Raw genomic sequence first — 18,008 nt, forward strand, 5'->3', positions numbered from 1 at the left:
AGCAAGTAGAATGTTAGAAATCGGGAAAAAAGAATTTTGGTTCGTCGTAGGATCACAGCACTTATACGGAGAAGAAGCGTTACAAGAAGTACGGGACCATGCAGAAGAAATGGTCAAAAGCTTAAATGACAGCTCAAAGCTGCCTTATCCAGTCGTTTTACAAGAACTCGCTGTTACTGCCGATACGATTACGAAAATCATGAAAGAAGTCAACTATCGGGATGAAGTCGCTGGGGTGATCACCTGGATGCACACCTTCTCACCAGCAAAAATGTGGATTCGCGGCACGAAATTATTACAAAAACCATTGCTGCACCTTGCCACTCAATACAATGAACAAATTCCATGGGAAACCATCGATATGGACTTTATGAACTTGAACCAAGCGGCTCATGGTGACCGAGAATATGGATTTATCAATGCTCGTTTGAAAAAGCAAAACAAAATCGTTGTCGGCTATTGGAAAAATGAAGCCATCCAAAAAGAAATCGCTGCTTGGATGGACGTGGCAGTCGGCTACAATGAAAGCTTCCAAATCAAAGTCGCTCGTTTTGGCGACAACATGCGTAACGTTGGGGTGACCGAAGGCGATAAAGTCGAAGCACAGATCCAATTTGGCTGGACCGTTGATTATTTTGGGATCGGCGATTTGGTTCAAGTCGTCGATGCGGTGACTGACGAAGAAGTCGATGGACTCTTTGAAGAATACAGCCAGCTGTATGATTTCGATTATGGCGATTACGACAAAGAAGAATGGGCACGTCATGTCAAAGCCCAAGCCAAACAAGAAATCGGTCTGCGCCGCTTCCTTGAAGCAGGCGGCTATACGGCATTTACCACGAACTTTGAAGACCTATATGGTATGCAGCAGTTGCCTGGTTTAGCTGTACAACGTTTGATGGCAGAAGGCTATGGGTTTGCTGGTGAAGGGGACTGGAAAACCGCCGCTATTGACCGCTTGATGAAAATCATGGCCCACAATAAGGCGACTGGCTTTATGGAAGACTATACCTATGAGCTGACACCAGGAAAAGAAGCCATCTTGCAATCCCACATGATGGAAGTCGATCCAGTATTAGCAGCCAACAAACCAAAAATCGTGGTTTCGCCATTGTCGATGGGGGATCGTGAAGACCCAGCCCGACTCGTCTTTGACGGCCAAGGCGGCGAAGGTGTCGTGGTTTCGATGGCAGACTTTGGCACCCACTACAAATTATTGATCAATGAAGTCGATGCCTTTGAGCCAACTGAAGAAGCACCAAAACTACCGGTTGCACGAGTAATGTGGACACCAAAACCAAACTTCCACGATGGCGTCAAACAGTGGATCGAAACAGGCGGTGGCCATCACACCGTCGTCTCACTTGTCCTAAATTCTGATCAGATCGAAACATGGGCGAAGCTTGTGGCATTAGAATACGTAACGATCAAATAAGTACCCAATCACAAAAGAAACCGTTGGCGATGGTCGGCGGTTTCTTTGCGTTTTTCTTAAGCTTTCTTGCCTTCTATCTGCAAAGTGCGGATAAGCAGACCCCTGAAAGCACCAGCAATCAGCAAAATTGACTTTTAAATATAGGGGGCATAGACTTTTATGTAAGAGTGGAACAATGGACTAAAAGGAGGAGCACAATGAAGACAACCTACGATACACCAGAGTATTATCAGAAAATGAACGCTTGGTGGCGAGCAGCCAACTACCTTTCCGTTGGTCAGATTTATTTGAAAGACAATCCCTTATTGCGCCGCCCCATCGAAGAAAAAGATTTGAAAGTGAATCCGATTGGTCACTGGGGAACGATCGCAGGACAAAATTTTATTTACACCCATCTCAATCGCGTCATCAATAAGTACGACTTAAACATGTTTTATATCGAAGGACCAGGCCATGGCGGACAAGTCATGGTTGCGAATGCTTATTTAGACGGCAGCTACAGCGAGATCTATCCAAAAGCCACCCAAGACGAAGCAGGGATGAAACATCTATTCAAAACCTTCTCTTTCCCAGGTGGGATCGCTTCTCATGCGGCACCTGAAACGCCAGGTTCGATCCATGAAGGCGGCGAGCTAGGCTATTCCATCGCCCACGCTACTGGAGCTATTTTAGACAATCCCGATGTCATTGCAGCAGTAGTGGTCGGTGATGGCGAAGCCGAAACTGGACCATTAGCGGGCAGCTGGTTTTCAAATACCTTTATCAATCCAGTCAATGATGGCGCAATTTTGCCTATCTTGCATTTGAATGGCGCCAAGATTGCCAATCCAACGATCTTGGCTCGTAAAAGCGATCAAGATCTCACGAAATATTTTGAAGGCATGGGTTGGACCCCTTATTTCGTAGAAGGGGACGATCCAGAAGCCGTTCATCCGCAATTGGCACAGAAAATGGATCAAGCCATCGAACAGATCCACGCGATCCAAGCAGAAGCCCGCAAAGGTTCTGCGGAAGAAGCCGCTATGCCTCATTGGCCTGTTTTGATCGTTCGCACACCGAAAGGCTGGACTGGACCGAAAGTCTGGGATGGCGAGCCGATTGAAGGGGGCTTCCGTGCCCACCAAGTGCCGATCCCGGTCAATGCGAAACATATGGAACACGTGGATGCTTTGACGGATTGGCTGCAGTCTTATCGTCCAGAAGAGCTTTTTGACGAAAACGGCCGCATCAAAGCTGAGATTCAAGAATTGGCGCCAAAAGGGGAGCAACGGATGGCGGTCAATCCGATCACCAATGGGGGGATCGATCCGCAACCGCTACGCTTGCCAGATTGGCAAGCACATGCCATTGCGATTGAGACACCTGGGGAAACGACTGCCCAAGACATGATGGTCTTTGGGAAATTTGCCCGTGACATCATCAAAGAAAATCCTGACAACTTCCGCATCTTTGGCCCAGATGAAGCCAAATCCAATCGGTTGAACCATGTGTTTGAAGTCACGGATCGCCAATGGTTGGAGCCAAAACATCCTGATTACGATGAATGGCTGTCTTCAGTGGGCCGTGTGATTGATTCACAATTATCAGAGCATCAAGCAGAAGGCTTCTTGGAAGGCTATGTGCTGACGGGTCGTCATGGCTTCTTTGCCAGCTACGAGTCATTCTTAAGAGTCGTTGATTCTATGATCACGCAACACTTCAAATGGTTACGAAAAGCCCATGATCTTGACTGGCGCAACCCGTACCCCTCATTGAATTTGATTGCTTCATCAACGGTCTTCCAACAAGACCATAATGGGTACACCCACCAAGATCCAGGGATCATGACCCATATTGCAGAGAAAAAAGCCGACTTTGTGCGGGTCTACTTGCCAGCCGACGCTAATAGCTTGATGGCTGTCATGGCAGAAACGCTCGCTTCTGAAGAAAAGATCAATCTAGTGGTCTCTTCAAAACACCCACGTCCGCAGTTTTATTCGGCGGATGAAGCGAAAGTGCTTGTCAAAGATGGCTTGAAAGTCATCGACTGGGCATCGACAGATGAAGAACAAGAACCCGATATTGTGATCGCAGCTGCTGGGACGGAACCGAATTTGGAAGCTTTAGCCGCTGTTTCCTTGCTGATTGAAGCCTTCCCAGAGTTGAAAGTCCGCTTCATCAATGTGGTTGATCTATTGAAATTGCGTCGTCCAGCAGTCGATCCTCGTGGGTTGAGCGATGAAGCATTCGAAGCCTACTTTACGAAAGACAAACCGATCGTGTTTGCTTTCCACGGGTATGAAGGACTGATTCGCGATATCTTCTTTGGCCGTCGCAACCAACAGCTTCATATTCATGGGTACCGAGAAAATGGCGACATCACGACACCGTTTGATATGCGGATCCTTTCTGAATTGGATCGCTTCCACTTAGCCAAAGACGCCGCCGAATGGGTCTATGGAGAAAAAGCAACGGACTTTGCCCAAAAAATGGCAGACACCGTTGCGTATCACCATGACTTTATTCGAGAAAACGGCTATGATATCGCCGAAGTCGAAGAGTGGGAATGGAAACCATTGCGTTGATTTATTCTCCACAACGCCAACGTAAGACAGTTTAAGAACAAAAAAAGCACAAAAGAAACAAAACGATCCGCAACAGGGTCGGGACACCTTACTAAGGTAGCCCGACCGACTGTCTGCGGATCGTTTTTTTTAAAAGACGTCGAAACCGTAGTTTTTGATATGCTGCTTCAACAAGGCGAGATAGTCCAAAGCCATCTCACTCAGTTCCATTTTCTTGTGTTTTAGGTAACCTAGTGTCATCGCATCATCGACTTCCAAAGGGATCGCAACGATTTTTTCATCATTCAGCTCACTGCTGATGATCCCAGAGCTGATGGTATAGCCGTTGAGACCCACCATCAAATTGAAGATCGTGGCACGATCGCTGATGCGGATGTGTTTTTTGCGCTGTAAAGTGCTTAAGATCTCTTCAGAAAAGTAGAAGGAATTGGTTTCCCCTTGTTCGTACGACAGATAGGTATATGGTTCCAAATCAGCTAATGTGATGCTTTTTTTCTGAGTCAGGGGATTTTCTCGGCCGATGAAGACGTGGGGTTTGGCTTCAAATAAAGGAATGAATTGCAGGTCTTTTTCGTGGATCAAACGGGTCAAGACCGTTGTGTTGAAATCATTCAGATAAATGACCCCTAATTCGCTCTTAAACGTCTGGATATCATCCAGTACATTTTGTGTCTGGGTCTCCCGCAAGGTGAATTGAAATTCATCTTCCCCTAACTGTTTGACCAGCTCCACGAAGGCGTGGACGACGAAGGCATAGTGTTGTGCGGAAACACTGAAAACATGCTTGCGATGGCTGTCTTTGCGAAAGCGTTCGTCCAAGAGATTGACTTGGTCTAAAACATTTCGAGCATAGTTGAGAAAGGAACGGCCATCATCGGTCAAGGTCACCCCTAATTTACTGCGGTAAAACAGCTGCAGATCATACTCTTTTTCCAACTCTTTCATGGCTTGAGAGAGGGAGGGCTGACTGATGAAAAGCTGTTTGGCGGCTTCATTGAAAGAGCCAGTTTCTACGATTTTTTCCAAATATTCAAGCTGCTGGATACGCATGGGATACAACCTCCTTTTTATGTTATAGGTATTGCCTATGGAATATACAAGTTTATAAGTATTATCTATAGTATAAGATGTTTGCTAGAATAAATCTAACAATTTTGAAAACTTTGTATAGGAGGAATGGATATGGCAACAGACAAATTTCAGCTTGTGGGGTCATTGTTACGACCACAAGATTTATTGGACTACAAAAATCAAATCGAGCATCGGGAGGATATCCGCTACCCGTTTTATGATGCGTTTCCTGGCTACCAAGAAACGGAAGCAAAAGCGATCGCTGACATCATTGCAGCGCAAAAAGAACACGGCATTACAGTCATCACAGACGGCGAACATGGCCGCTCAATGTGGCACCTGGATTTTCTCTGGGGATTAAAAGGCGTTGAACGCTATATCTCCGATCATGGGTATGCCTTTGAAGATTTGGACGGTGGACATTTTGAGACACGTAAAGACATCGGCATCCGAATCACAGAACCATTATCTGGCAAAAACCATCATTACTTGACGTTATTTAAAGAAACCAAACGCCAAGCTGGCGACCTGCCAGTCAAAATCACCGTCTGGGGGGCTGCCCACGCCTTTACCGAGCTGACTGTCTTTAACGACCTCGTTGGTGAAGGTCAGGTGTATCCAACGAAAGAAGCCTTGCGGGAAGGGCTGCTTAACGCCTACAAGGAATTCTTGCAGGAATACCGAGAAGCCGGTGGTGAGATCGTTCAGTTCGATGATTGTTTATGGGAATTATTCGCCGAAGACAATGACAAGAGCTTCTTCACCCAAGGCAATGACGGCTTAGAAGCGTTAGCCGATGAATTCGTGGCGATCAACAACGAAGTCGCTGACTACGCCCACGAATTAGGATTAAAAGTCTGGACCCACAACTGCCGCGGCAATTACCAAAGCCGCGCGGCCGCCAGCGGTACCTACAAAGCGATCGCCGAAAAATTCTTGCGTGATCAGCATTATGACCGCTTTTTCCTAGAGTGGGACGATGACCGTGCTGGTGATATCTCGGCTTTAGAAGCGCTGAAAGACCGTCCAGAAGTGGAGGTTGTCTTAGGCTTATTATCCAGCAAAACCGCCACATTAGACGATGAAGAGCGAGTGATCGCTTTATTAGACAAAGCCAGCCAAATCATTCCTAAGGAGCGGCTTTATCTTTCTCATCAATGCGGCTTTGCCTCTTGTGACTGCGGCAATGAGCTTTCGACTGAACAGCAATGGGCAAAAATCAAGCAAGGACAAGCCTTAGCTGAAGCGTACTTCGGTTAAGCAGCTGCGTCTTCTTTTCCCTGAATCTTCCCTTCGAAATCGGTGCATGCGACAAAGTTTCGAAAATTTCAGAAAAAATGTTTGACATTTTCTTTAAGAGCGAGTAAAGTAAGACACAACTTAATGAAACAGACATCGAAAAGAAGAGTAGCAAGGCTTGCTGTTTGAAGAGAGTCTCTGGTTGGTGCAAAGAGATAACGCATGGTTGTGAAACACATCTTGGAGTCGTTTTTCCGAAAGAAAAGTAGGAGAGACCGGGTTTGCCCGTTACAGCAGCAGTCATTGATTGATGACTTTCTGAGTTCAGTTGCTGTGAAGCACTGATAAACAAAGGTGGAACCGCGTTGATAACGTCCTTTAGCTATAATGGCTAGGGGACGTTTTTTTTCTCTTTTTTTGCATCTCACCGAAAACCGAAAGTGGAAGGATCACAAGGACTGCACGAGGCCTTTTCCTGTGAAGGAAAGGCAAATTGAGGTGGAACCACGTATCAAGCGTCCTCTGGCAAATGCCAGTGTGCGCTTTTTTTGTTTTTCTTTTTTAGAAAAATGAAATTTGCCAGTTGCCCCTCACCAGCCAACGCCCAGCGTCACATAAGCGTCGGAGCAAACCGTCGCTAAGCTGTATCGCTGCTAATCGAAATTGAAACCTATCAAGGAGGAAGTCACCATGTTTGAGTATTTAGTCAATGTTATGCCCCAACTGATTTCAGGAACTGGAATCACCGTTAAATTGTTCGCACTGACCTTAATCGGGTCCATTCCCTTAGGCATCTTGTTGGCCTTTGTTTTAGCCAGTCGCCTGCGTATTTTGAAATTGATCGTGCAAGTCTACGTATGGTTGATGCGAGGAACGCCTTTATTGCTACAGCTGATCTTCGTATTCTACGGTCTGCCGATCTTAGGGATCGTCTTTGACCGCTTTGAAGCAGCCTTGATCGCCTTTATTATCAATTACGCTGCTTATTTTGCCGAGATTTTCCGTGGAGGGATCCAATCGATTCCAGCAGGACAATATGAAGCCGCGAAAGTCTTGCGTTTGTCCCCGATCCAAACGATCCAAAAAATCATCATCCCACAAGTCGTCAAGATCACCCTGCCATCTGTCGGCAATGAAGTCATCAATCTTGTCAAAGACACATCCCTCGTCTACATCTTAGGATTGTCAGACGTGATGCGAATCGGGAAAATCGCCATGGAGCGAGACAGTACCTTGCTTCCGTTAGTTGGGGTCGGCTTGATCTACTTGGTGATGACGGGCGTCTTTACGTTATTGTTAAAACAAATCGAGACCAAACTGGACTATTACCGTTAGGAGGAACCACATATGTTAGAACTAAAACAAGTATCAAAGTCATTTGGCGCTAAAAAAGTCATCGATCAGCTAGACTTGACGATCGAAGACGGCAGTATCTTAGCGGTGGTCGGTCCTTCCGGTGGCGGGAAAACCACCTTGCTTCGGACACTGGCTGGTTTAGAAACGATCGATTCTGGAAGCTTTTTACTGGATGGCAAAACCTTTGATCCCACCGACACAAAAGAACAAGAACAAGTCGTCGGTGTCGTCTTCCAAGACTTCCAATTGTTTCCGCACTTGTCAGTTTTTGAAAACATCACTTTGGCGCCAAAAATGGTGCTAAAACAAGACAAGGCCGCGTATACAGCAAAAGCCGAACAGTTGGCAGAAAAACTAGGATTAAGTGACCTACTAGCCCAATATCCCTTCCAATTGTCCGGGGGGCAGCGGCAACGGGTGGCTATCGCACGAGCGATGGCGATGAATCCCAAAGTGTTGGCCTATGACGAGCCTACCAGCGCCTTAGATCCAGGCTTGAGACAGCAAGTCGAACAGCTGATCTTGGATCTGAAAAAAGAAGGAGTGACCCAGATCGTGGTGACCCATGATTTGGTTTTTGCCGAAAATATCGGTGATCAATTATTAAAAGTAGCAGGAGAATAAGGGGGAGAACAAAATGAAAAAATTACTATTGACGGGAATCGCAGCAGCAAGTGTATTTTTATTAGGGGCGTGTGGCAGCAGCAATGACACCACAACCAGTGCCGCTGACAAAGAAGAAGTGATCGTCGGCCTAGACGATACCTTCGTACCGATGGGCTTTAAAGACGACCAAGGCAACATCGTTGGGTTTGATGTGGATTTAGCCACAGCGATTTTGGATCTAACAGGAACCAAAGTCAAATTTCAACCAATCGATTGGTCCATGAAAGAAACCGAACTAAGCAATGGCACCATCGATATGATCTGGAACGGGTATACCAAAACCGCAGCTCGTGAAGAAAAAGTATTGTTTACAGATACTTATATGGAAAACAAACAAGTCTTAGTCACAGCAAAAACCAGCGGCATTACTAGCTTTGATGATATGGAGGGCAAAGTCTTAGGCGCCCAAGAAGGTTCTTCTGGTTATGAGACCTTCAATAACCAACCGGAAGTTTTGAAGGATCTCGTAGACGGCAATGACGCAACCTTGTATGCCAGCTTTAATGAAGCCTTTATCGATCTAGAAAACGGTCGGATCGACGGTCTTTTGATCGACCGCGTCTACGCAGAATATTATTTGACTCAAACAGGCAAAACCGATGACTTCAACGAAATCGAAAGCCCCTTTGAAGCAGAAGATTTTGCTGTAGGTGTGCGTAAAGACGATCAAGCCATGGCAGATAAAATCAATGATGGCTTGAAAGAATTGCAAGACAATGGCACCTTTGCTGAAATCTCTGAAAAGTGGTTTGGCGAAGACGTCACACCAAACTAAAACAAGTCAACAAGATACACTGGCTGCTTAGCAGTTGGTGTTTTTTTATACATTCATTTCTTTTGCGTATTTAAGGAAAGAAGGAACGATTGAAGTATATACTTGTGTATACATATGCTTGCTCATGTTATAATGATAGGTAGTAAGGAAAATCCGATTAAGAGGGGGGGAGCCTAGTGGAACATTATAAAGAGACCGCTCATTTGATTAAGTGGGGCAACGGACAGGGGGTTCGCTTGTCTAAGAAAATGATTCAGAAATTGGATCTCCAGGTAGGTTCTGAACTAGAAATGGAACTGGCAGAAGAAGTCAATGGCAAAAAACAGTTAGTTATTACAGAAAAGCAGTCAGTAGGAGAGTTGTCCCCAGAGGAGAAACTTCGTTTAGTCGATTCTTTGCAAGGCATTTTAGCAGATTCATTTGAAACACCTGACGTTGTGGACATCAAAAAAGTAAGAAACGAACGGCGTAGGAAAAAATATCTGGGAGAATAAAATAAGCATGACCAAATACAAAGCCAAACGAGTCGTGATTGACACCAATGTGATCCTTGACTATTTATTAGGAAGAGGGTCTAAAAGCCATCAAGAAGCCATCAAACAGATATACAACAGTTCCATTTATGGACTTTGCGAGGGCGTGATTACGGCAAGTACCTTAACGGATCTTTTCTATATTCTCGATGGAGCAGCAGGAGTCGATGCTCGGAGGGAAGTCAAAAAACTGATCCAAGTGCATACCGTCTTAACAGTTACGGAAGCAGATTGCCTTCAGGCGCTTGATTCAACAATGACAGATTTTGAGGATGCTGTTTTAGCAGCTTGTGCGAAGCGAAATCAAATCGACAGTCTAGTAACGACTAATACAGCTGATTTTGAATCATCGGGACTGATTGTCTATACAGTCGCTGAATTTGTGCAGCAGCTAAAAAGAGGATGATCACTGCTATATCTGGCAGACATCCTCTTTTTTCCTTAAATTCCAACAGCTAACCAAAATTTCTCACAGGAAAACTTTTGTTCGCCTTCTTTTTTCGTTATAATAGGGAAAGATGAAAAGAGGGATAGAAATGGCGCAAAAAAAACGCGCAAAGAAACGCAAAACAAAAAAACAACAAAAACAGCAAGAGAAATTAATGCTGGTCGGCGTCGGCCTGCTCTTTGTCTTGTTTTCGATATTTGGCTTTTTCCATTTAGGTTTTTTAGGAACCTTGATTGCCAACGGGTTTCGGATCGTTGGCGGAAACACGTACCAATTTTTGAGTGTTGCCCTAGCCGCTTATGGTGTCTGGTTAGCGATCAAAACGACCGATGCTCGCTTTAAGAGTATTCGGCGAGTGATTGGCTGTGTATTGGTGTATTTTGGTTTACTGATCATCCTCCATGCGCAAATCTTTAGTAATGTGGTGGGAGAACAAGCCAATATCTTCCAAACCACGTGGATGACGCTGTTAGGCGATATTCGGCGCAGCCAAGTGACCCAAAATGTCGGGGGCGGAATGATTGGCGCCATGCTCTATGGGGCGACCTATTTTCTTGTTTCCCAGATCGGCAGCTACATCATCGCTGTTTTACTCATGCTGATTGGGGCGTTCTTGTTCAGCCAAATGAGCAGCCACGAGTTAGTCGAGCACCTGCAAGCAGCTGGTGACAAGCTGCAGCGGTTGTTAGAAGGCTCTCCAGAAAAGCAAGCCGAACGAGAAGCCCGCAAAGCGGAACGAGCAGCAGAGAAACAAGCTGCGAAAGAAGCCAAAAAAGAAGCCGAACGAGCAGCAGTCATGGCGGAGATCAAAGAAAAGAATCAAGTCCGACCAATGACAGAAGACGAAAAATCAGCAAAAGAACAACAGATGCAAGCGCCAGCTGATTTTGAACCAGAGCAGCTGAGCTTTGTACCCATCGACCACTTCCAGGAATTGCCGCAAGCGGCGGGACCAGAGGCCGCTCAAGCACCACATCCAGCAGGAAACAAACCGGGACCAAGCAAAAAGGTCAATGAAGACGGGGAGATTCTTGATGATGATGGTGAAGTATTGGAATTTGAGATTTCGGAAGAAGCTGAAAATCGTGATTATGAATTGCCTTCAGCGCAATTACTCGATTCGATCCCTTCAACGGATCAAAGCAGCGAGTACAAAAAGATCGAACAAAATATCGGTGTGTTAGAAACCACCTTCCAAAGCTTCGGTGTTGACGCAAAAGTCGTCAAAGCCAGCTTAGGACCAGCAGTAACCAAATTCGAAGTTCAACCAGCAGTAGGGGTCAAAGTCAGCAAAATCGTCGGGTTGACCGACGATATCGCCTTGGCCTTAGCTGCCAAAGATGTGCGGATGGAAGCGCCGATCCCAGGGAAATCATTGATTGGGATCGAAGTTCCAAACAGTGCAGTCAGCATGGTTTCATTCCGAGAAGTGATCGAAGCCCAACCGGATCATCCAGATAAACTATTAGAAGTACCTTTAGGACGCGATATTTCTGGCCGTGTCCAAACGGCAGACTTAACGAAAATGCCCCATCTCTTGATTGCCGGATCGACCGGGAGCGGGAAGTCCGTAGCCATCAACGGCATCATCACCAGTATTTTGATGCGGGCAAAACCCCATGAAGTCAAACTGATGATGATCGACCCGAAAATGGTTGAATTAAATGTTTATAATGGGATTCCCCATCTCTTGACACCTGTCGTGACCAATCCCCGCAAAGCGGCGCAAGCGTTGCAAAAAGTGGTCAAGGAAATGGAAGAGCGCTACGAAAAATTTGCGGCAACTGGGGTCCGAAACATTACTGGCTACAACGATTTAGTGATCAATAAGAATTTAGAAGACGGCGAAAATCGTCCGATCTTGCCATTCATTGTAGTGATCGTCGATGAGTTAGCCGACTTGATGATGGTTGCCAGCAACGAAGTCGAAGATGCCATCATTCGTTTGGCGCAAATGGCACGGGCAGCAGGTATCCATATGATCCTAGCAACGCAACGACCAAGTGTGGATGTCATTACAGGGATCATCAAAGCCAATGTTCCATCACGGATGGCCTTTGCGGTTTCCAGCGGTGTCGATTCGCGGACCATCATTGATGGGAACGGAGCCGAAAAACTGCTGGGTCGCGGCGACATGCTGTATCTGCCGATGGGTGAGAACAAACCGATTCGGGTCCAAGGGGCCTTTATCTCCGACCAAGAAGTCGAACGAGTGGTTGAATTCGTGACCGATCAGCAAGAAGCCAATTATGAAGAAAAAATGATGGTCACTGAGGAAGAAACGAGTACCGGCAGCAGCGGACAACCGCAAGATGAGCTATTCGAAGATGCCAAAGCCCTTGTGGTGGAAATGCAGACCGCCAGCGTTTCTCTCTTGCAGCGACGTTTTCGCATCGGCTATAACCGAGCGGCTCGGTTAGTGGATGAATTAGAAGATCAAGGCGTCGTTGGCCCTTCTGAAGGCAGCAAGCCGCGGAAAGTCTTGATCGAGCCGCAACCAGAAGACATTCCTACCTTTGATGAATAAGGAGAACAAGACCAATCCAATGAGAGAAAGGCGAGATAGCAATGAAACGCAAACACATTCTTTACCGTGATGTTGCCGATAAGCTCAAAGAAGACATCATGTCGGGTCGCTACCCGATTGGTTCATTTTTACCGACGGAAACAGAATTGGAAGCCACCTTCAATGTCAGCAAGATCACTGTCCGCAAAGCCATCGAATTGTTAGCGGCAGATGAGTATGTGGAAAAACGCAGCGGACGTGGGACGACGGTTTTAAGCAATCGCCCTTATAACAAGCTGTCAAAAGGCACGACGTTTAGCCAATTGCTTGAAAAGACTGGCAAGGAATACACGAAGAAAAACCTCAGCTATGAATTAGTCGAACTTGCGCCTGAGCACCCCGCGTATTCTTTGATGGGCAAAGAAGTCATGCGTTTACGTCGCATGTATTATTTTGACCACCAACCCTTTATTTACTATGAGTACCATTTGCCAAAGCAGCTAAAGGGTACCTCCATCGAGGTCTTTGAAGAAAAATCATTGTATCGCCTATTGGATGAACATCGAATGATCATCGATCGCTTTCAAGATGCGTTCGTGGCAACGACCTTGACCGAAGAGCAACAGAAGTTTATGATCACGCCAGAGGTCGCTGCCTTGAAACGAACCCGTTATTCATATGATCTACAAGGAGATGTGGTAGAATATACAGAAGGGATCTATAACACCGCCTTGCATCCGTATATGATCGAGTTTGAAGCCTAGTCATTGATTAGGCTTTTTTAGCAAAAAGTGGTACCAAAATCAGAAGTGGAGCGTGAAAACTATGAGAAAAATCGCCTTTTTAGGAGCCGGTAACATGGCAAAAGCCATCATCAACGGCTTGATTGCAGCAAACCTGTATGAAGCAGCAGAGATCTTGGTTTATAACCATCGCTACGAGCCGACTTTGGCACAATTAGAAAAAGAAACCGGGATCACTGGGACAACTAAGCTGGCAGATGTCACCGAAAAAGCAGAGATCCTTGTCTTAGCAGTCAAACCTTTTGTCTTTCCCCGCTTGCTTGCTGATTTAAAAGACGGCTTGACCAAGGAGCATTTGCTAGTATCCATTGCCGCGGGCGTGACGATCGCGCAAATGGAAGAAATCATTGGTGCGCACAAAATCGTGCGGGTCATGCCAAATACCCCTGCACTGGTGGGGGAAGGGATGTCTTCTATCAGTCTCAACGGTCAAGTGACGGAAGCCGAAGCCAACGAAGTCAAACAGCTTTTTGAAAGCCTAGGGAAAGCCGAGCAAGTACCAGAAAGCATGATCGATGCAGTCATTGGTGTCAGCGGTTCTTCACCAGCCTACACGTATTTGTTCATCGAAGCTTTGGCAGATGGAGCAGTAGCAGAAGGAATGCCGCGTCCGATGGCGTATGAATTTGCTGCTCAAGCGGTATTAGGCGCAGCGAAGATGGTACTAGAGACGAAGGAACACCCAGGTGTCTTAAAGGATCGTGTCAGCTCGCCAGGGGGCACAACGATCCAAGCAGTCAAAACCTTAGAGGAAAATGGCTTTCGGGCGGCTGTCATCAAAGCAGTGCAAGCAGCTGCTGACAAAAGTCGGGAGATGTCTTGATCCCCAGTGAGTGAGGAAAAAATCTTAGCAAAACGAAGGAGCGTTTATGAAAGAACTTTTGATTTTTGATTTTGATGGATTGTTAGTCGATACCGAAAGAGTCTATTTTGATGGGTGGTTGGCGCTATTTAAAAGGTATGAGCTTCCGATTACAGCCGCTGATATTTTTGGTTGGCGTGGTCAAAGTTGGCAACAGACTGCCACTAAATTAGCCGACCTCGTAGGCGGTCAGCAGCGGGTGCAGGAATTACGAGCAGAACGGGAAGTCTATATTGCCCAGCAAATAACCGATGGCACCTTCAAAACCAAACCTTATGCGAAAGAAACCATCGCCTTGGCTCGTGAGAAAGGCTTCCAAACGGCATTAGCCACCTCGACGATGAAAAAAAGAGCCTCTGAATTGTTGACGCATTTCGATTTGTTGCAGGCCTTTGACTATCAGACCTTTGGCGATGATGTCTCCGCCCATAAGCCTGATCCAGCACCGTACTTGCTGACTTTAGAAAAAGCGCAAGTCGCAGCAGAAAAAGCTTTAGTCATGGAAGATTCTCTTGTGGGAGCAACAGCCGCGACGCGTGCGGGCATCGATGTCGTGCTGATTCCCGATCAAAGCTTTGATCAAGTCTATTCCCCAGAGGAAAAAGCAGATCTTCAATTATATGGCGAAGCTACCTCATTGAAATATGTGTATGAGTTATTGGCAAAGGATCAACTGAAATAATGCCTAAAAAAGCTTCCTTTTTCTGCAACGAAAAAGGAAGCTTTTTTTTGTATAGGAAAGGCCTGTAAAAAAACAGATCAAAGGATATGAGTGGTGTGTTTTTCGCCATCATGGTAAAGTTAAAGAAAGTTTAACAATAAGCGAAAAAAAACAAAAAGTAAAGGGGTTTCATTTTGACAAAAACGTCCATTTGTCAAAAGGACTTTTCTTGGTCGATCCTAGCCGTTGGCGGCAGGGGAAAAACATGGTAAATTATCCTTCGACGAAGAACTAGTGGGGGAAGAAAAAATGAATAAACTAAAGAATGTTTTCTATTTATATAAACTGGACTGGAAGCGAATTTTCAGCAATCCAATCTCTGCATTTTTGATCATTGCCTTAATGATTTTACCCTCGCTTTATGCGTGGTTCAATATCAAAGCCCTCTGGGACCCATACGGCAACACCAGTGAATTGCCGATCGCCGTTTACAGTGCGGATAAAGGGGCAGAATTTCAAGACAAGCACATCGATATCGGTGATGAAGTCATCGATACCCTCCATAAAAACAAGCAGTTGGGCTGGCGTTTCTTGGATTCAAAAGAGGACTTAGTAGAAGGGGTCAAGTCAGGAAAATATTACGCGGGTATTTATCTGCCAGCGGATTTTTCAGATGATCTGATCAGCTTTACCAGCGGGAAAATCGAAAAACCGACCATCGAATATTATAGCAACCAAAAAATCAACGCTATCGCACCAAAAATCACCGATAAAGGAGCCAGCAGCCTTCAAGAAGAGATCTCACAAAACTTTATTGAAACCGCCAGCTCCACGTTGATAAAAGTCTTCAATGAAATCGGCTATGACATTGATTCCAACTTAGTCAGCATCAACAAAGTCAAATCGATGATCTTAGACACCGATGACAATTTGGCTACGATCGATGGCTATACGAAAGAGATCGTCACCTTGCACGATAAGTTTCCAGAAATCAAAGAAAAGATCGCAAAAGCCGAAGAATTCACCGATTATATCCCACAAGTGGATGCCATGGGGGAAAAACTGATCGGCTTAAACGATAAGCTGCCTGCATTGAAGAAAGAAGCCAGCATCATTTTGACCTTGCAAGAAAAGATCCCAGAGATCCAAAATGCTGGCAAACAATTGAAGATGATCGACGATGATTTCGATGACATTGCCAGCACCATGACGGACGGCATCGACACCGCCAAGCAAGGACTGCAAGTCATTGAACAAGTGCAAACCGCTTTACCACAGATCGAACAACTAGGCGACCAAGCCGCCAGCTTCGCCACCGCGACCAAAGATGGGGCGCAACAATTGCAAGATGCCCTGCCAAGTATTTCTAGCAGTGTGAAGGTGACGATTGAGTCGATCAGTCAAGTGGCAACCACCACTGCCGGTCTAACAAGTACGATTCGCCAAGCGCTGGCTGACAATGAACTAACGGATGAAGAGCGTCAAGCAATCAGTGCAACGATCACTGACTTTCAAAAGAACATCCAACAACAACAAGCCGCCTTGGATTCCTTGATTGCCTTTTTAACCAATATTCAGAATTCTGGCAGTAATGCCGACCTAGAAGGTATCATTGCACAACTAAGCAATGCCAAAACAACGTTAGGTGTTTTATCTGACCGCTTATCGCAATTGAATAACCTTGTTCAAAATGGGTCTGTTGATGAAATTACAGCGTATCTCGATCAAGTTACCGCAGCTGCTCAAAACGTTGCCAATCTCATGAACAGCATCAATGTTGATTCAATCACCACCACCATCAACGACATCCTAACCAAACTAATCGAAACCATCACCACCGCCGAAGATGTCTTGAAAAAAGCCCAAGAGATCGATTTTGACTCGTTGCTGTCTTCCACCAAATCAGTGGTCAGCAATGCCGTGACGATTTTGGAAAAATACCAAAAAGAATTGCCTGCCATCAAGCAAGAATTGCACGATGCTAATACGATGCTGAATGGTCACATGGATGAAATCGTCAATGCCATCAACAAAGGAGCCGACCTATACAACAACGAATTGCCAGTTGTCGAAGAAAAATTAGGGTTGGCCGTAAACTTCTTGCAAAACGACTGGCCAACTATCAAATCAGAAATCAGCTCTACAATGGCGATGGTGGATGAAAAACTGCCAGAAGTTGAAAAAGCCTTGGATGCGGCTGTCGATTTGATCAATAACGATTGGCCAAGTATCAAAGCAGGCATTCACAAAGCCGCTGATGCGATCCGAGCAGGAGAAAATGAAGTCGATCTCGGGGAAGTCATCAAATTATTGAAACTTGATGCCACCGATGAAGCCGACTTCTTCAAACAACCAGTGGAATTAAAAAGCAATGAAATCTATCCAATCGCCAACAATGGTTCAGCTAGCACACCGTTTTATACCGCATTGTGTTTGTGGGTAGGGGCATTATTGTTGTCAAGTGTCGCTACAACGGAGTATCATTTAGAGAAGAAAGACAAAAAACGCTTTACCCAACGTGAAACCTTTGTGGCACGAATGCTGACGTTCTTGACGATGGCAGTCGCCCAAAGTTTGATCGTGACCCTAGGAAATATGTTTTTATTAGGCGTTGATGTCCACAATCCAGTGTACAGTGTCTTCTTCGCATTACTCGTCGGACTCGCCTTTATGATGATCGTTTACGTACTGGCAGGACTGTTCGGCAACCTCGGGAAAGGGATCGCCATCATCATTTTGGTTCTCTCCATCTCAGGTGGGGGAGGAAACTACCCGATCCAAGTTTCTGGGAAGTTCTTCCAATTCATTAATCCGCTTCTGCCATTTACCCACGCAGTCAATCTGTTAAGAGAATCAGCTGGCGGGATCTATTGGCCAAATGCCGTACCACAATTGGTTATTTTAACGATTTTGTTCCTGGTCTTTGGGATCGTCGGTACCTACGCGTATCCTTATCTAGTCAACTCTACGAAGAAATTAAGCGACATTTCCAAAGAAAGTCATTTCTTCCACTAACATCGAAAAGCAGAAAGAGCATTTGTTCTTTCTGCTTTTGTGCCATCACGTGAAATTTCTAATAATCAAAAGAG

At 45.6% G+C, this 18,008-nt stretch carries 14 protein-coding genes and 1 other annotated feature; of the genes, 13 read left to right on the plus strand and 1 reads right to left on the minus strand.

The window, feature by feature from the left end; all coding sequences use genetic code 11:
* Positions 1-10: 10 nt before the first annotated feature.
* Both araA and IGI71_RS02250 read left to right on the plus strand, forming a co-directional pair.
* Positions 11-1,435, plus strand: a complete 1,425-nt coding sequence (gene araA / locus IGI71_RS02245; RefSeq protein WP_010748714.1) for an L-arabinose isomerase — start codon at positions 11-13, stop codon at positions 1,433-1,435.
* A 197-nt stretch (positions 1,436-1,632) separates the two neighbouring features.
* The gene (locus IGI71_RS02250) at positions 1,633-3,999 is read left to right on the plus strand and encodes a phosphoketolase family protein (protein WP_081116185.1); all 2,367 of its coding nucleotides are present in this window, start codon (positions 1,633-1,635) and stop codon (positions 3,997-3,999) included.
* A 129-nt stretch (positions 4,000-4,128) separates the two neighbouring features.
* Here IGI71_RS02250 and IGI71_RS02255 read toward each other — a convergent pair whose 3' ends face one another.
* Positions 4,129-5,049, minus strand: a complete 921-nt coding sequence (locus IGI71_RS02255) for a LysR family transcriptional regulator (protein ID WP_005227268.1) — start codon at positions 5,047-5,049, stop codon at positions 4,129-4,131.
* 126 nt (positions 5,050-5,175) lie between these two features.
* On the opposite strand from IGI71_RS02255, the gene IGI71_RS02260 reads away from it, so the two are divergent.
* The 11 genes from IGI71_RS02260 to IGI71_RS02310 all read left to right on the plus strand — a co-directional run bounded on the left by IGI71_RS02260 (position 5,176) and on the right by IGI71_RS02310 (position 17,934).
* On the plus strand, positions 5,176-6,330 hold the full coding sequence (locus IGI71_RS02260) for a cobalamin-independent methionine synthase II family protein (protein ID WP_005227269.1): 1,155 nt from the start codon (positions 5,176-5,178) through the stop codon (positions 6,328-6,330).
* Positions 6,331-6,456: 126 nt separating this feature from the next.
* Positions 6,457-6,691 (plus strand) — a binding site (T-box leader).
* Between the two features lie 308 nt (positions 6,692-6,999).
* The gene (locus IGI71_RS02265) at positions 7,000-7,644 is read left to right on the plus strand and encodes an amino acid ABC transporter permease (RefSeq protein ID WP_010748717.1); all 645 of its coding nucleotides are present in this window, start codon (positions 7,000-7,002) and stop codon (positions 7,642-7,644) included.
* A gap of 12 nt (positions 7,645-7,656) precedes the next feature.
* Positions 7,657-8,289, plus strand: coding sequence for an amino acid ABC transporter ATP-binding protein (locus tag IGI71_RS02270; RefSeq protein ID WP_010748718.1), 633 nt, complete (start codon positions 7,657-7,659; stop codon positions 8,287-8,289).
* Between the two features lie 13 nt (positions 8,290-8,302).
* Positions 8,303-9,106, plus strand: a complete 804-nt coding sequence (locus IGI71_RS02275; protein ID WP_010748719.1) for an amino acid ABC transporter substrate-binding protein — start codon at positions 8,303-8,305, stop codon at positions 9,104-9,106.
* A 176-nt stretch (positions 9,107-9,282) separates the two neighbouring features.
* Positions 9,283-9,600, plus strand: coding sequence for an AbrB/MazE/SpoVT family DNA-binding domain-containing protein (locus IGI71_RS02280; protein WP_223597635.1), 318 nt, complete (start codon positions 9,283-9,285; stop codon positions 9,598-9,600).
* A gap of 7 nt (positions 9,601-9,607) precedes the next feature.
* Positions 9,608-10,045 (plus strand): PIN domain-containing protein, encoded by a 438-nt coding sequence (locus tag IGI71_RS02285; protein WP_015508881.1) that lies wholly within the window; start codon positions 9,608-9,610, stop codon positions 10,043-10,045.
* A 130-nt stretch (positions 10,046-10,175) separates the two neighbouring features.
* Entirely contained in the window at positions 10,176-12,614 is a 2,439-nt protein-coding gene (locus tag IGI71_RS02290; protein WP_010748722.1) for an FtsK/SpoIIIE family DNA translocase, read from the plus strand.
* 41 nt (positions 12,615-12,655) lie between these two features.
* Complete coding sequence (locus IGI71_RS02295) at positions 12,656-13,357, plus strand: GntR family transcriptional regulator (protein WP_428210999.1); 702 nt, start codon at positions 12,656-12,658, stop codon at positions 13,355-13,357.
* 61 nt (positions 13,358-13,418) lie between these two features.
* The gene (proC, locus tag IGI71_RS02300) at positions 13,419-14,219 is read left to right on the plus strand and encodes a pyrroline-5-carboxylate reductase (protein WP_231472808.1); all 801 of its coding nucleotides are present in this window, start codon (positions 13,419-13,421) and stop codon (positions 14,217-14,219) included.
* A 46-nt stretch (positions 14,220-14,265) separates the two neighbouring features.
* Positions 14,266-14,940 (plus strand): HAD family hydrolase, encoded by a 675-nt coding sequence (locus IGI71_RS02305; RefSeq protein WP_231472807.1) that lies wholly within the window; start codon positions 14,266-14,268, stop codon positions 14,938-14,940.
* Between the two features lie 288 nt (positions 14,941-15,228).
* On the plus strand, positions 15,229-17,934 hold the full coding sequence (locus tag IGI71_RS02310; RefSeq protein ID WP_231472806.1) for a YhgE/Pip domain-containing protein: 2,706 nt from the start codon (positions 15,229-15,231) through the stop codon (positions 17,932-17,934).
* Positions 17,935-18,008 lie beyond the last annotated feature (74 nt).

This window comes from Enterococcus sp. DIV1279b (genome assembly GCF_050531515.1).
In the GTDB taxonomy this organism is placed as follows: domain Bacteria; phylum Bacillota; class Bacilli; order Lactobacillales; family Enterococcaceae; genus Enterococcus_D; species Enterococcus_D casseliflavus.